Annotated in this window: 18 protein-coding genes; all 18 read right to left on the reverse strand. The window is 70.9% G+C overall.

Annotated elements, in window-relative coordinates:
- Window positions 1–16 precede the first annotated feature (16 nt).
- Window positions 17–271 carry a hypothetical protein gene (locus tag ACE1OC_RS22155; RefSeq protein WP_385375228.1) on the reverse strand — a complete coding sequence of 85 codons (255 nt, stop codon included), beginning with the start codon at window positions 269–271 and terminating at the stop codon, window positions 17–19.
- Complete coding sequence (locus ACE1OC_RS22160) at window positions 268–531, reverse strand: hypothetical protein (RefSeq protein ID WP_407838448.1); 264 nt, start codon at window positions 529–531, stop codon at window positions 268–270. Before ACE1OC_RS22160 ends, ACE1OC_RS22155 begins: the two co-directional genes overlap by 4 nt.
- 77 nt (window positions 532–608) lie before the next feature.
- Entirely contained in the window at window positions 609–1,490 is an 882-nt protein-coding gene (locus tag ACE1OC_RS22165) for a peptidoglycan-binding protein (protein WP_407838450.1), read from the reverse strand.
- A gap of 64 nt (window positions 1,491–1,554) precedes the next feature.
- Complete coding sequence (locus ACE1OC_RS22170; RefSeq protein ID WP_407838451.1) at window positions 1,555–2,604, reverse strand: hypothetical protein; 1,050 nt, start codon at window positions 2,602–2,604, stop codon at window positions 1,555–1,557.
- A 17-nt stretch (window positions 2,605–2,621) separates the two neighbouring features.
- The gene (locus tag ACE1OC_RS22175; RefSeq protein ID WP_407838453.1) at window positions 2,622–3,479 is read right to left on the reverse strand and encodes a hypothetical protein; all 858 of its coding nucleotides are present in this window, start codon (window positions 3,477–3,479) and stop codon (window positions 2,622–2,624) included.
- A 35-nt stretch (window positions 3,480–3,514) separates the two neighbouring features.
- The gene (locus ACE1OC_RS22180; RefSeq protein ID WP_407838454.1) at window positions 3,515–4,396 is read right to left on the reverse strand and encodes a hypothetical protein; all 882 of its coding nucleotides are present in this window, start codon (window positions 4,394–4,396) and stop codon (window positions 3,515–3,517) included.
- The gene (locus tag ACE1OC_RS22185; RefSeq protein WP_407838455.1) at window positions 4,396–5,433 is read right to left on the reverse strand and encodes a hypothetical protein; all 1,038 of its coding nucleotides are present in this window, start codon (window positions 5,431–5,433) and stop codon (window positions 4,396–4,398) included. Before ACE1OC_RS22185 ends, ACE1OC_RS22180 begins: the two co-directional genes overlap by 1 nt.
- An 81-nt stretch (window positions 5,434–5,514) precedes the next feature.
- Window positions 5,515–6,498 (reverse strand): hypothetical protein, encoded by a 984-nt coding sequence (locus tag ACE1OC_RS22190; RefSeq protein WP_407838456.1) that lies wholly within the window; start codon window positions 6,496–6,498, stop codon window positions 5,515–5,517.
- A gap of 12 nt (window positions 6,499–6,510) precedes the next feature.
- Window positions 6,511–7,419, reverse strand: a complete 909-nt coding sequence (locus ACE1OC_RS22195) for a phage distal tail protein (RefSeq protein ID WP_407838457.1) — start codon at window positions 7,417–7,419, stop codon at window positions 6,511–6,513.
- A 3-nt stretch (window positions 7,420–7,422) separates the two neighbouring features.
- On the reverse strand, window positions 7,423–9,831 hold the full coding sequence (locus ACE1OC_RS22200; RefSeq protein WP_407841639.1) for a phage tail tape measure protein: 2,409 nt from the start codon (window positions 9,829–9,831) through the stop codon (window positions 7,423–7,425).
- 233 nt (window positions 9,832–10,064) lie between these two features.
- On the reverse strand, window positions 10,065–10,553 hold the full coding sequence (locus ACE1OC_RS22205) for a DUF7426 family protein (RefSeq protein ID WP_407838458.1): 489 nt from the start codon (window positions 10,551–10,553) through the stop codon (window positions 10,065–10,067).
- A complete protein-coding gene (locus tag ACE1OC_RS22210; RefSeq protein WP_407838459.1) occupies window positions 10,553–11,074 on the reverse strand; it encodes a phage tail tube protein in 522 nt (173 codons plus the stop codon). The genes ACE1OC_RS22205 and ACE1OC_RS22210 overlap by 1 nt, the downstream gene beginning before the upstream one ends.
- A 12-nt stretch (window positions 11,075–11,086) precedes the next feature.
- Window positions 11,087–11,518, reverse strand: coding sequence for a minor capsid protein (locus ACE1OC_RS22215; protein ID WP_407838460.1), 432 nt, complete (start codon window positions 11,516–11,518; stop codon window positions 11,087–11,089).
- Complete coding sequence (locus ACE1OC_RS22220; protein ID WP_407838461.1) at window positions 11,515–11,862, reverse strand: hypothetical protein; 348 nt, start codon at window positions 11,860–11,862, stop codon at window positions 11,515–11,517. Before ACE1OC_RS22220 ends, ACE1OC_RS22215 begins: the two co-directional genes overlap by 4 nt.
- Window positions 11,859–12,182 (reverse strand): hypothetical protein, encoded by a 324-nt coding sequence (locus tag ACE1OC_RS22225; RefSeq protein WP_407838462.1) that lies wholly within the window; start codon window positions 12,180–12,182, stop codon window positions 11,859–11,861. The genes ACE1OC_RS22220 and ACE1OC_RS22225 overlap by 4 nt, the downstream gene beginning before the upstream one ends.
- A 541-nt stretch (window positions 12,183–12,723) precedes the next feature.
- Window positions 12,724–13,578 (reverse strand): phage head protein, encoded by an 855-nt coding sequence (locus tag ACE1OC_RS22230; RefSeq protein ID WP_407838463.1) that lies wholly within the window; start codon window positions 13,576–13,578, stop codon window positions 12,724–12,726.
- Between the two features lie 15 nt (window positions 13,579–13,593).
- Window positions 13,594–14,241: a hypothetical protein gene (locus tag ACE1OC_RS22235; protein WP_407838464.1), complete on the reverse strand. Its 648-nt coding sequence runs from the start codon at window positions 14,239–14,241 to the stop codon at window positions 13,594–13,596.
- A 79-nt stretch (window positions 14,242–14,320) separates the two neighbouring features.
- Window positions 14,321–14,491 (reverse strand): Rmf/CrpP fold protein, encoded by a 171-nt coding sequence (locus ACE1OC_RS22240; RefSeq protein ID WP_407838465.1) that lies wholly within the window; start codon window positions 14,489–14,491, stop codon window positions 14,321–14,323.
- Window positions 14,492–14,496: the final 5 nt, after the last annotated feature.

Below are 14,496 nucleotides of genomic sequence, written 5' to 3' on the forward strand. Positions count from 1 at the left end.
GGCGGGGGCGCAGCGTTCATCGGGCGGCGGTCTGCCAGAGGGTGAGGGCGAGGCCGATCACAGCCACCAGGGCGAGGACGCTCGGGAGCGGCCATCGGGACTTTTCGAGAGCGTCGAGTCGGGCCTCGTGGTCGGCGAGCTGTCGGTCGACTTGGTCGGATCGCTGCACGAGTAGCGCGAGGCTACCGTCGATGCGGGCGAACCCTGCCTCGACGGTAGCCCGGAGCCTTTCGAGTTCGAGGGCGACGTCGGACGGAGAGGGGTCGGTCACGGGCGACCGTCCGGCCGGCGGGCGAGGTCGAGCAGCTCGGCGTCGCGGTCCGGGCCGGTCCGCAGCCACGCGGGCAGCAGGCGGTCGACGACGGGCAGGGCCATCACGCGCGTGATCGCGCCGGCAATGGCGAGGGCGATACCGACGCCGGCCGCGGTCTGCGGGATGCCCGAGGCGTCGATGATGAGCGGCAGGCCGGCCGCGAGGGCGAGCACGGTCTGCACGATGGTGCGGGCGGTCCGGCGCTGTGCGTCGGTCATGGGCGTACCTCTTTCGGGAGAAGGGGACGGGGCCGCCGGCGGTGAAGGCGGCGGCGGCCCCGGGGCTTGGGCGGCGGTCAGACCTTGGGGACCTTGAGGGCATCCCAAGAGGTGCGGCCCGGGATGCCGTCGGCGTCGCGGCCGGAGTAGCCGAGGCGGCGCTGCCACTTCGCGTACGAGGCGATGTCGGCGGCGGTCCACTGTGGTCCGGGGCCGGACGCGTAGGCCGAGCACCCGACCTCGACGAGGCGCCGACCAACCGCGGTCACGATCGGGCTGCGCGGGTAGCTGCGGAAGAAGTCGACCCCGGGGAACGGCTCGAACTGCGGGGCCGGGACCTCGTTGCCCGGCTTGGTGCCGAGGCGGCGGTCGATGCGCTCGCGCATCGTGGTCATGGAGAACCCGCGGGGGTCGCTCTTCCAATCCGACCACTCCTTGTGGCCGATCACGGATGCGGCCGACCACCCGTACGCGCGGCAGATCGCGGCCGAGGCGCGCTCGATCGCGTCGAGCTGTGCCTCGGGCCACGGGTCGGCGCCGTTGCCGAGGTTCACGCACTCGAACCCGTAGAACCGTGCGTTTCCGTCGACGGCGCCGGGCGAGCCCTCGTGCTTGGCGGTCGCGGGCAGGTCGCTCTCGGCGATCACGGCGTCGAGCACGCGTGCATCGCCCCCGCCAGCGTGGTTCGCGCGGCCGGCCGAGATCAGGTAGACGGTGCCGTCCTTGGCGATCACGCCGTGACAGAGCGGCCCGGGGAGCTCGGCGTATCCGTCCGCGCAGAGGCGTACCGAGGCGTCGGTGCCGCTGGAAACGGTGTGGTGAACGATCACGCCGTTGATCGGCCCGAACGGGCCGCGGTGGTTGCGGTTGTGGGTGCGCCACGAGCCGTACTCGACGACGCGCACGCCCTCGGCGCGCAGAGCTGCGACGAGACGATCGGGGGACAGGGGCTGTGCCATGTGGGGTGTCTCCAGACATGAAAAAAGCCCCGGCCAGAGGCACGGGGCTTATGAGGAAGGGGAGTTAGGCGAGGGCGCACCAGAAGCGGTTGGCGCCGTTCTCCATCGAGGCGACGGTGATCGTTGCGGGCGCGGTGGCGGCGCCGGCGGTGTAGACGCCGAAGCGGCGCACAGGGGTCTGCCCGAATACGTTGGGTGGGGCGCCCGCGCCGCTCTCGGCGGCGAGGAGCATCGGCCCGTCACCGGTGCCGGTGTTGTACTGCCAGCGCGAGGCGACGTAGTAGACGCCGGCGGGCGCCGCGTAGGACGCGGTCAGGGGCGAGCTGATCGTCGCCCCGCCCGCGTTGTGGACCTCGGCGGGTTCGTAGGTGGCGGTGGACATGTCGCCGGTTGAGGCCACGCGGGTACCGGCCGAGTCGTAGAGCGCGGCCCACGACCCCGTGGTGAGTCCGCCCGCGTATCCGGTGGCGAACCACACGATGCGGGCCACGGTCACCGGGACGCGCAGGATGACGGCGGTTACTCGGATGGGGCCGCTTCCGGGGTAGAGGGCGGTGGACTGGCCGAGGGCGGGGTCGAATGCCCACGTGAGCAGACCGTGATCACTCGGGAGCCACGTACCGCCCCCGAGCGCATCGACGTAGCTCTTTCTCGTGAGGTGGTTGGCGCTGGTCGGCGCCGCGCTGCTCGACGGAACGACGCTGAACGTTTTGCTACCGCTGATCGTTTGGGTGCCGGCGAGCAGGGCGGCGGCGGTTGTGAGCGGGTACCGGGCGTCGGCCGCGGCCTGGTCGAGGGCGCCTACGTCGGTGGCCGTAAGCGCAACGACGCCGGTCTTGCCGTTGACGGATGCGACGGCGCCCGTTCCTCCGGCGCCCACGGTGACGATCGTGCCGTCGGTCTGGCGCACCTTGAGTACGCCACCCTCGGCGTACGCGACGATGCCGTTTGCCGGGTTGCTGGTGGGCGGGGTGCCGTTCTTGATGGCAAGGACGTACGTACCGCCGGCGAAGTCCGTGCCGGTGTCCCCTACGCCAAGCGAGTAGAGCGTGTTCGCCGCGGCGTTGCTGTAAATGGACCCGCTCTTGAGGACGGCGAGGCGGGAGTCGGCCACGCCGTCGCCGTAGATGGTCAGAGGATGATTGGTGCCGTTGCCGCGCGCAGTGTGGCGGCCACAGTGCCCGTGGTCCCGGTCGTTGAAATGGCGGCTACATCGGCCGCGGCGAGCGTGACGGCTGGGCCTGCTTTGCCGTTGACGGTGTCGACGCTGCCCGGGTCCCCCTTCGGGCCCGGCGGGCCCTGGGCGCCCTGGATGCCCTGCGGGCCTCGAATATTGCCGACCGACGTTCCCCAACCGCTGGCGCCTCGCTGCCACAGGTCGCCGGTGTCGGCTCTGAGCAGCATGTCGCCCGGCTTGGTCCCGGCCGAGGGGGTACTCGAAGTGTTGACGTACCAAGCTGCGCCCCGGACGTCGGGGGACTGCTGCGCCCATGCGCCGGCGGCCTTCGCCCACGTGGTGATGGTGGTCGAGGACACGCCGAGCACAGTGCTCGTCTCGTACCTGATGTAGTAGTCGCCGTCGGCGCCGAGGGCGGCGGCGGGGGCGGTTGTGCCGCTGTAGATCCGGCCGGTATCCCCCTTGGGCCCCGGCACGCCGACGTAGTTCGGTTTCGAGGGGTCGGTCGGGGCGATGTCGGCGAGGTCGACCTCGGGCTGCGCGCGCGGTAGCAGGACGTTGTACGAGCGGCCGACGGGGATACCCGAGAGCTGCTCGGTCACGACATACGCCCACCCGCCGGGGTCCATGTCGGGTGAGTCCGTGGCGGGCAGGGTGACCTCGACCCCGCCCTGCGCATCGAGAGGCACGCTTACCGGTCCGCCGAGGATCACGTCGGCCTGCGGGAACGTCAGGGTTGCAGGGGCCCGGAAAACGAGTGCCCCCGACAGCGGCGTGCCGTCGGGGGCGAGGTAGCGACCGCGTACGGTCACGGTGGGTATGGACGGGGGCAGCAGTGCGGGGCCTCCTAGTCTTCGATCGTGCGCAGCCCCGAGGGGGTGCGCACGGGGTCCGGCCGCCGCTTGGGTTCGGACGGCGCCTCGGATACCGCAGGCCCGGTTCCCCGCTGCGCGGTGGCGGTGGCCGTCGGGGGGCGGGTCGGTACGCGCGGGGCCTCGGCGGGGGTGTAGGTATGGCGGTAGAGAGCGGAGTAGACGCGGGTCTCTACATCGCGGCCCGCTTGCACGTTGCGGTGCTCGACCATCCACTCGACCCACTGCAAGAACTCGATGTCGTGCATGGGCTGCGTGATGAACTTGTTGGTCCACGTGCCGGCCGGACAGTCATACTCGGCGACCGTGATCGCGGTCCCGCCCTCGGGCCGCATGGTGACCTTGACCTGCCCGCCCCCGGCGTTGGCGTACGTGTACAGCTCGATCTCGGCGACCGCGTGCGATACCGGACCTGCCCCCCACCACGCGGGCTGATAGGCGGTCTCGCTGGTGTTCTGCCTTTGGGTGGGGTGGAGTTGAAGGGGGAGCATGGGGCGGCCGAGGAATCGATCGCTGAACGCGTCATCCATGAGGATCGGGGTCGGCCGTTCCTTGTCGCGGCTCCAGATGCGGATCATCTGATCGTCTTCGAGGACGTCGTCGCCGACGGTCAGGGCTCGCGTTCCGTTGGCCCGACGGAGAAAAAGGCCCCAGTCACCTTGGGGCGTCTGGCCGACCTTGAACGTCGCGACGCCCTCGGGTGTCTGGGCGATGAGCTGTCCGCCCTCGCCGATGGTGATGTCGCCGTGCAGGATCTGATCGAGGGCGGGGCGGATTTGGGCGCGGCCGGCGAGCTCGCGCACGCGCCGTTCGAGCTCGCGGACGCGGTCGAGCAGGTCGAGCGGGATTGCTGCCACTAGGCGGCCTCCAGGAGAAGTTTTGCGGTCTCGGGTCGGCCGCGCAGGGGTGGACTGATCGCGAGGCCGACCACGCGGTATCGGCGGTCGAGCCCTTCGGCCCACCACAGATCCCGAATCCGCACGCGGACCGTGGCGCCGAGCAGTGCGGGCGAGAGCGCCACGCGGTCGAGCGCGACGGTCAGTTCGGGAATCGGCCGCGGGGTGAGCGCGGCGGCGAGGTCGGCGCGGGCGTGCGCGGCGAGGGTGTCCGGATCGGTAACGGTGGTGTAGTCCGAGGTCCCGTCGAGGCGCGGCCATCCGGCGGCGAGCTGCTGGCTGTCGACGAGTAGCTCGGTCATCAGTGGCAGTGACTCGGCGGCCTGGTTCTTGTTGTCGCTGGCTCCCCTGCTCTGCCAGACGTTCGCGCGCACGGTCGCGTCGATGGGCCAGTCGTAGGAGAGGATCGGCCCGGGGTGGTCGAGGACGATCTCGGACTCGCCCGTACGGATCACGGGAGTGCCGAGCTGCAAGCCCTTGATGCGCCGGCCGCTGCCTGTGTCGCGGTAGCTCGCGATCCGCCACTCGAACCCGCCCTCGACGCTAGCGAGTTGGTCGATGACCTCGCGGATTCGTGGCTGGTCATAGCGCCGGTACGTCCGGTCGCGCGGTGTGCCCGAGAGCTGCTCGGTGTCGTACTCGATGCCGATGTCGCCTCCGGCGAGGCTGGCGCTGTAGTCGATCAGCCCTCGCACGATGTCGAACTGGTCGACCGCGACGGCCTGCTGCGTGTGGAGGATCGCGCGATGGTCGAGGTAGCTCGCCCACCCGCCCGCCTGTATCCGCAGACCGAGGTCACCTCGTGCGCCGCTCGTCAGGTTGGCGGTCCAAGGGATGCCGCCCCACCAGATGTCAGGGCCGCGCTCGATCCACATCGCGGTACGGCCGAGGTCGAGCGCGGCGCGGACGCGTGCGGCGAGCTGTGAGTTCGGCAGGGGCACGGTCACGGCGGCCGACCCGATCTTGCCGAGGTAGTCGTCGAGCGACACGTCGCTCACGGGAAGGATGTCGAGGACTTGATCGGTGCGCAGGTCGCACAGAACAACGCGGTACGCGGGGGCGGTCAGACGATCACCCCCTTACGCGTCGAGGGGGTACGTCACCCCGGAGAGTGCGGCCCACGTGGTCAGTCCGGTGGTGGAGATGAGCCGTAGCTGCCCGTTGGTCCACGCGTCGAGCTTGATCGCGGCGCCGCCCGCGGCGATCGGTACGGAGGTGAGGGCGGCCGGCCGGCAGTTCGCGGGGAGGACGGTTGCGAGCAGGTTTCCGGTGTTGGGCGGCGAGCCCGAGGTCGCCCAGGACACGCCGCCTCTCAGCTGTAGGTGGGGGACGCCGGCGACGACGATCCGCCGGTACTTGACGTCGCCCTGGGCGTTGCCGTTGTTGGTGAAGCCCGAGGCGAGGGCGAGCGGCGTCCACCCGACGCTAGGTTCGAGGGACTGCCACGCCGAGCCGTCCCACCGGTCAAGGCCCGTCCCGTTGTCGCGGTACTGACCCGCGTACGCGCCGGAGAATCCCAAGCCCCACCCTCGGGGGATGATCCCGCCGTACGCCGCGGTGTAGCGGCGGCGGTCGGCGAGGGCCGACGCCCACGTGATGCCGCCCGTTCCGGCGGAAGTACCGGCCGGAACCGTGATGTCCCACAGCCGCAGCGCGGCGGCGGGCAGGGTCGGCGCGGCGGGGGTCGCGGTGGCGGCGCCCTGCACGATCTCGGCGCGGGCGAGGGTCTGTCCGGTGCTGTCGTACGCCGTGTCGTAGACGCGCAGCACCACGGAGTCGATCCGCCCGTACTGGGCGTGTCCGTCGCCGACGGTGAGGGTCTCGGGCGCCGTGACGGCGACGGGGTAAGCGCCTTGGGCGTCGGCCCCTTGGACGAGGGCGCGGCCGACGGCGAGCTGTACCTGCATGGCGGCGGCGCCGGTTGCGGCGAGGGCGGTTCCGCCGGCGATCACGCCGTCGCGGGAGCCCATCGCGGTTTCGGGCGACATCACGCCGAGCGGTACGAGGCGGGTGTCTTCGCGTGTCTGCCCGTTGGGGAGCAGCCATCCGGCACGGACGGTCAAGGGGGTGCCTCCTTACCAGTGGGCGGAGCGCCATCGGATCGAGCACGAGGCGCGGGGGTCGGTGGTGCCGGGCGCCGCGCGGAACAGAAGCGAGGTCGTGCCCGGGGCGAGGACGAACGAGCCCTCGGGGATGCTGCGGGCGGTCGCGGTGTAGAGCCGCGCGGCGGTCCCGTTCAGCGTCACGGTGCCGTCGCGGGTGTCGACGAGTAGCTCGTCGTCGAGGGCGAGGTCGATGTCGTACTCGATCGCCGCTCCCGTGGCGAGGTTCGTCACGGAGGGCAGGGAGACCGGGCCCCGGATCGCGAGCACGGGGTGCGCGGGGGCGTCGCCGTCGTTGACAGTGAGGAGCGAGCCCGTGCTGCCGGGGGAGCCGAAATTGAGCGGGTAGAGCAGCCGTTCCGGGCCCGGGGGTACCTGCCAGTCGAGGCCAGGCTCGGCGGCCGGCAGGCCCGTCTCGACCTGCTGCTCGACGAGGCTGTACCGGCGCGGGTCCGTGGCCTCGAACTGGAGCGCCGCCCCCTGCACGACGCCGATCGCGTACCCGCCTACTCCGACGGGGATCGAGCGGCGTAGGCAGCGGGCGAAGGAGAGCAGGGGCGGCTCGTCGTCGAGCTGCACGACGAGCGGCTGCTCGTCATCGCGTAGGGCGGTCGCCGCGCGCAGGGTGCGCACGGCGGCGCCCATCCGGCGCGGCTCGGTACGGAGCACCATGTCGTCGAGGGTGATCGTCCGAGGCTGCGCAAGCAGCCGGCCGAGGTAGGCGCCGTGGGCGTCGGATCGGGCGACGGTGCCCGAGTCGACGCCGGGGGAGTCCTCCCACCCGGTGAGCGTCCGCCACCGGTAGGGGGTGCCGGGGCCGAGCAGCAGCTCGTCGCCGAACTGCACATGCCCGGGGACGGTGACGCGATCACCTGCTGCCATCGCTCACCCCCTGCCCTTGGCGTGCCAGGCAAGCGCCGCCGCGGTCTGTTCCGCGGTCGCCGCTCCCGAGTGCCAGTTCTCGATGTGGACAGCAGGACCGCCCCAACCCCCGCCCGCGGTAGCGCCGTTGGCGGGCGCGCCCGCGGTGGCGAACTGCGGGGCGGGTACGGTGACGAGCCGTCGCATGGTGCGGTCGATTGCCGGGGCGCCTGCTTTGATGCCCTCGACAATTCCCGCGGGAATGAACTTTCCGATCTTGTCGCGCATAAGGCGACTCGGAGAGTGAATTCCGAGCGCCTTAGCGATCGGCCCCGGAATGAGATTCTTGGCCCAAGACATCAAGGTTGACTTGAGCCAGGGCCCCATTCCCTTGATGCCATTCCACAGGCCGGTAATCAGATCGCGGCCGCGATCGTAGAGCATCGAGCCGAAATTGCCGAAGTAGCCCGCAATCGTTCCGGGCAAGCCACGGACCCAATCCAGCATTTCGCCGCCCTTTCGGACGGTACCTGACTTGATGGAATCCCAGTGCTTGATGATCAGGCCGACGAGCGTCCAGTTAAGGAAGAAATCGAGGATGCGGCCCGGGATGCCTCGAACCCATTCGACTGTGGCATTCCAGGCGGATACGGTGCCGCTCTTGATGGCGTCCCAGTGCTTGATAATCAGCCCGACTAGCGTCCAGTTCAGGAAGAAATCGAGGATCATCTGACCGACCCACTTGAGCTTTCCCCACACCCAATCCCAGGCGGCCGACGTCGCCGACACGATCGTGTCCCAGTTGGCGACGACAAGCGCAACGATGCCGACTACCGCCGCGATAATCAGCCCTACCGGGCCCATCGCGAGCAGCCAGGCAGCAGCCATCCGGGCGCCCTGAATCAGGCTTTGCGTGCCCATCAGCACCCATGCGCCGACGACCCTTAGAGCCGCAGCAGCGGCGCCCGCACCCTGCGAGAGCCAACCGGCGAGCATCATCACGTTGAGCGCGACGAACCGCGCCGCCGCGACCGCTCCGGCCGCGGTCTGTGTGGCCCATCCGGTGACAACGGCCGTGGTCGTTGTCCATGCGGTGATCCCGAGCGCGACAAGCGTCGGGATCATCAGGAGCGTGATCACGCCGGCGGCGATCGAGAGCGCCGTCGAGTGCTCGGAGATCCATCCGACGGACGTCCGCAGAGCGCCGCCGAGGCCACCCTCGCCGATGAAATCCGCGGCCTTTTCGAGGGCAGGTACAACGTAGTTTCCGAGGACGGTAACGACTTTGTCGATTGCCGCACGCTTGAATACCTCGAACTTGGTCGCGGCATTGTCGCGCATGGCATCGCCCGCCGCGTCCGTCGCGCCCTTGACATTGCCGAGGGCGGCGACCGCGGTTTTCGGGTCGAGCTTGAAAAGCGCGGATTGTAGATCCTCGGCCTTGGTTCCGAAAAGGGCGACCGCGGTTGCATTCCGTTCGGCAGGGTCCTTAATCGCTTTGATGCGGGTAAGGACTTCCCCCAGGGCTTTCGAGGCTTCCGGTCCACCCTTGGTGAACGTCTTTGCCATTACGTCCGCGTTGAGCCCGATGGACTTGAAAGCGTCTACGCTTCCCTTACTCATGTCCTTCGAGCGGATCGCGAATTCTTTTAGAGCGTCGCCGACGGTGTCGGCATCGCGGGCGCCCCCTTGCAGACCCTGCTGCATGAGGCCCATCGCGGTCTGAGCGTCAAGCCCCAAATCCTTGAACTGAATCGGGTACTCAGAGAACGTGTCGAGCAAATCCTCGGCCGCATTTGTGCCCGACTGAGAACCCTTTACCAGGACGTCCATTGCCTCTTCGGCGTTCTTCGCGATGCCGGATTTCAGCATCACACCGACCGCGCGACTGACCTTGCCGACGTCCTCGCCCATGACCGAGGCCGTGTCCGAGACACGCGTCGCCATGTCCTTGATCTGGCTCTGCGTCGCCTCGGGCGGCAGCAGACCCTGCTGCGCGATGCCGCGCAGGATGTCGGCGCCGTCGGCGACCGACTCGACGATCGCCCCGGAGTACAGAGCGCCCGCGGCCTTGCCGTACTCCTTCGCGACGGGGCCCGAGCTGCCCATCTGCGCCTGCAACTTGCCGGCGACCTTGCCACGGTCCATGGCTTCGGCGATGCCGCCCATGAGCGCGCTGCCGATCGCCCCGCCGACCGCCGCGGCGGCGAAGCCTTTCAGCGCGGCGCCCATGCCGGAGGACGCGCGCTCGCCGCCGTCGGCCGCGCCCTCGGCGAGACCGTCGCCGAGGCGGTCGCCCGCCTCCTGTCCGGCCTGATCGGCGGCGGCGGCGATCTGGTCGCCGCCCGCCTGTACAGCCGCGCGGGCGCGCGCCATTCCGGCATCTGCGCCCGAGTCGTCGATCGTGATCGTTGCGGCGAGTTCGCCCACCATGAGGGCCACGGGTGGTCACCTCCTGGCGGTCGTCCCTCCCGTGGGGGAGGAGTCAGGCGGAGGGGTGAGCACCCGGGCGAGGCGAGACTCGGCCGAGAGAAGAGCGAGGATGCGCACGCGCAGCCATCGCCAGGAACGGGCTTGCAGCAGCCCGGGAGTGCTGAGGTCGATCCCGTAGACCTCGTGCAGATCAGCCTCGACGAGCGGCCACTCGGCGAGGATCGCCGCCCACGTCAGTGACGCTTGCGGGCCTTCTTGCCCGCGCCGCGGGCGGGCGCCGGGCGGGTACTCGTACCACTCGAAGAGCCCCGACTCGGCGTCGAACTCGCCGCACCCGACTGGCTGCGGCGGGCCGCCCGGTTCGGGGCCAGACGAGAAGGGTCGCCGGCCGCGGTCCAGTACCGCTCTGCGGCGGTCTTGTCCTGCGCGATCCACACCATGGCGGTGATCGCGGCATGTTTGAGCGTCGGCCACTTCACGCCGTCGGCGATCATCTCGTCGTGCGCCGGCCCGAGGACGTCTCGATACAGGTCGCGCTCGGCGGCGTCGCCGAGCACCTGCTCGTCGGCGCGCCCGCCGTCCGCGGCGACCGCCGCGGCATGGATGAGCGCCTGTGTCCGCAGGCCGATCTCGGCCGACGGCGCGGGCACGGTGTAGAGGCGACCGCCGACCGGTAGCTCGATCGACTCGTCGAGCAGCTCGCCGAGTTCCTCGAATGCCACTAGCTGTCACCCCCCTTGGCGGCGAACGTTCCGCCACCGGCCGCGGGGTTGGTGATCTCGGCGAGCGGACCGGACCCGGTAAGCGTCACCTTGATCGTGTCGACCTCGTCGGGGCCCCCGCCGTCCGGCTCCCACGTCACCAGGGCGAGGCCCTGCTGCGCGTCGTCGGCGCCGTTGCGGTCGTAGTAGCGGACGCTCACGTACGACTTGGCGCCGAAGCTGCGGGATGCCTTGCGCAGGGCCTCTTGGGCGCTGTTGAACTTGCCGGTCACGGGGTGGGCGCGGTGGGCGATCGTTGTCTCGATGGACCACGCGAGCATGGTCACGGCCTGCTCGCTCCAGCCCTCGGCGTCGTAGGTCGTCACCTCCTGCTGAGTCGGTTCGATCTTCGGCGTGAACTCGGTGACCCCCGGGACGAGGGTCCAAATCGGGGTGCCGGGCGTGGTGCCCATGTCCAGCTCAAGGCGGTAGCGGCGCGCGAGGGCAGTTACGGTCTCGGCCGGGGGCGTCGGGGTACTCAAGTGGGCGCCTCCTTATTCGAGGTGGGGGTGCGCCCGGTGGGCGCGAACGTGGAAGTTGGCGGAGCGCTCCCAGCGGCCGGCCGAGTCGGCGCCGATCGGGGCGGCCGAGACGCGAAGGACGAGCTGAACGGGGACGGCGCCGAAGCGGTGCGGGCCGCTGCCGTGCAGCACCTCGTGCACCTGGTCGTCGAGGGCGTCGACCTCGCGGGGGTCAGCCCCCGCGCGGGTGCGCGCCTGAATCCCGGTGGTCGTGTCGGTGAGCACGGGGGAGTCGGTGACCGGGTAGGCGGCGAGGCAGATCACGCGGTCGGGGACCGGGGGAAGCGCGGCGATGGTGATCGCGGTCTCGCCCGCGGCGTACACACCGTCGGGGCGGTAGATGCCGACACCCTGCTCGTGCAGCAGGCGGGCGAGACCGTCGAGCAGGTCGACGGTGTAGGTCATCGCAGCGCGCGCCGGATCTGCGCAGCGATCAGTTCCTGCACGGTGCCGGCGGTCTCGGGCAGAACCGACTCGACAAACTTCGCGGAGCGGCCGGGGGAATGCCGGGCGGTCAAGTCCTCGTGGACCCTGCGCGCGTATGGGGTGTCGTAGGAGACGGCGGCGGTCATGGTGGCCTCGTCGACCGAGGTCGCGCCCGAGCGTTCGAGGGTGCCCTCGGCGATCGGCACGCGCTGCCTGCTCGCGCCGAGCACGTGCTCGGCACTGAGCAGCAGCCCGCGCACGGCGGCCTGCTTGATCGCATCGGTGGCGGTATCGCCGCTCCAGCGCAGGCGGGCACGGCTCATTCGCACATCACCTCCGCGCAGCTCGGTACGGGCAGGCCCGGGGCGGTGTGGCGGGTGATCGAGAGCGCGGTCGCCGTCCGACCGTCAGGCAGGGTGACCCGCGATCCGGGCGGACAGTCGAGATCGGGCGCGGCGATGACCTGCGCGCTACTGGTGACCTCGCGCCCGTCGGGCGCGCGCACCATGCGGACGGCCGGCGAGACGAGGGCAGGCACGGCGGGGACGGGAGCGCCGTAGCGCGGCCCGTAAGCGCCGTCGCCGAGGTACGGCTCGATCATGATCCGGTGGCGCAGCAGCACCTCGGGGATACGGCTCACCATCCGATCACCCGCCCCGGGGTCAGACCCGCGCGGCGCAGCGCCCGGTCGGCGCGCGGAGCGAGTTCGACGCCGGCCGCCGCGGTGCGCGAGCTGCGCCCCGACAGGCTCACGGGGCCGATGCTGACCGAGTCCCACTGTCCGCCGGCGCCGGTCCCGTCGTCGCCGCCGGCGAGCTGGAACTCGACCTGCGCGCACGTGGCGTTGGCGAGGGCGGCACGTATCTCGGGGTCGAGGGGGTCGCCGTCCTCGTCAACGGGATAGACCGCTGTGAGCAGCGCCGAGTCGACGTCCTCGCCGGCCCGTGCGAGGAGTCGCTCGGCGTCCGCGGGCGCCGGTTGCCCGGTCCATGCGGCGAGCTGCTCGGGGGTCGCGTAAGGCTGCCGAATGGCTACCCCTCCTTACCGGGCTTGCGGCGCGACGGCGAACGCCCCGCGGCCGGTGGCTGCGGGGCGTCCTGGTCAGGCTCGGTCTCGGGTGCGGGGTCCTCGTCGGGGTGTTCGTGATAGCGGCGCAGCAGCACGTCGGCGCCCTCCTTTGCTGATCAGGTGGCGGCGAGGGTGCCGACGCACACGCCCCGGTCGTCGAGGCGCTTCACGGCGTAGTGAACGTTCGTCGTGATGACGGTCGTGCGCTTGAGAATGTCGCGGTCGGTCTCGACGAGCGGGCGCCGCTTGTAGAGGGCGCCGAGACTGTTGTTCTTGAGGATCATGAACTTGCCGGCGGTGATCCGGTTCGTGATGAACACCGGCAGTCCAGCGATGGCGCCGATCTGTCCGGTGCGCACGGGCGTGTCGCCGCCGAGCTTCGACGCGTCGATGAACTGCGGGTCGGCAAATGCCTCGGCCTGCTGGGCGGAGTTAAGGAACAGACCCGCGAACTCGGCCGGCTCCCACTCGTCGCCGAACTGCGCGAGCGCGGGCACTACGGCGTCGCCCCACGTGAACCGGGTTTTTCCCGCGGCGGTGGTGAACTGGAAGGGCTTGCCCCCGCCCTGCGCGGTCTCGTCGGCCTGCGCCTGCGTGATGAGGGCGGCGTCGACCTTGCGGGCGGCGAGGATGCCGAACTGTCGCTGCGCCTCGCCTCGCGCGTCGCCGAGGCCGGTAAGCAGGGCCTTGTCGGTGATTTCGACCGCCTTACCGGCTTCCAAGATCACGGCCTCGCTGTGCGACTGCTTCATGACGCTGGTGGTCATGGCGGTGCCCTCGGCGAGGTCGTCGAGTTCGCCGAGCGCGGCCCACTTCGGGAAGTTGATTCGGTCGCCGGGCTGGCCGGTGAGGGTGTCGTCGGTGACGACGGCGCCGCTTGCCATGACGCGAACGGTGCCGGTGAATCGGGCCTGTGCCATGTCGGCCCAGACCTCGGGAATGATGAGATCGGCGGCGGTGGTGTTGGGCACGCGGGCCCTCCTTGGTTACTGGGTTCCGGCGAGGCGCCGGTAGGTGTCGGGGTCGGTCTGGAACAGGTCGGCGCGGGCGCCGTAGTCCATGGCTGCGAACTGATGCGCGGTGACGCCGCCGCTGGGGGCGCCGGAGAATTCGGCGCCGCCGCGGGGCGGTCCGGTCGGGCCTGCGCGGTAGAGGTCGGGGTCGGCCGTGACTGCTGCGGTGATCGCCGCGCCGAGCTTGGTGTCGAACGTCGCGTCGGCCGGGTCGAGGTCGGAGACCGAGGCGAGGAAGCTGCGGGAGTTCAGCAGCCGGTCGCCGCGGGCGCCCTGGTCGGCGGCAGCGCGGGCGACGGCGAGTTCGACGCGGGCCGATCGCAGTTCGGCGGCGTGGTCGGCGAGCAGGCGGTCGCGCTCGGCGACCGCGGCGGCGAGCGCGGCCGGGTCCTGCTCGGCCTCGCCCCCGTTCGGGTTGAGCGCACGGGTCACGGCGTCGAGGGCGGCGCGCAGCTCGTCGCGCTCGGCCGCGGCCTGGTCGGCGCGGGTGGTCACCTCGGCGAGCTGCTGTTCGGCGAGCGCGGCCGGCGCCGGAGGAGCGCCCGGGGCGGGGCTCGGCGGGGTGGCCGGGTCGCCCGCGGGCGGTGTGGCGGTGCCGGGGTCGGCGGTGTTCTCGGACATGACGGGATAGCCCTCCGGGGCTCGTTCGGGCATGAAAAAGGGCCGCCGGATCGGCGGCCCCATATAGGGGAGAGAGGGGCTAGGGCTCGGCCGGTGCGAGCTGCTGCTCGGCGGCGACGTAGCCGCGCACCCATGCGGCGCGCAGCAGTGGCTCGTCGCCGCGGTGCGGGCAGTCGGTTGCCGGTCGGCCAGCGACCGCGGCGGCGGCGCCGGCCTCGCGGGCGCGCACGGCGTTCTCGCGGAACCCCACGATCA

Source organism: Streptomyces stoeckheimensis (genome assembly GCF_045822005.1).
In the GTDB taxonomy this organism is placed as follows: domain Bacteria; phylum Actinomycetota; class Actinomycetes; order Streptomycetales; family Streptomycetaceae; genus Streptomyces; species Streptomyces stoeckheimensis.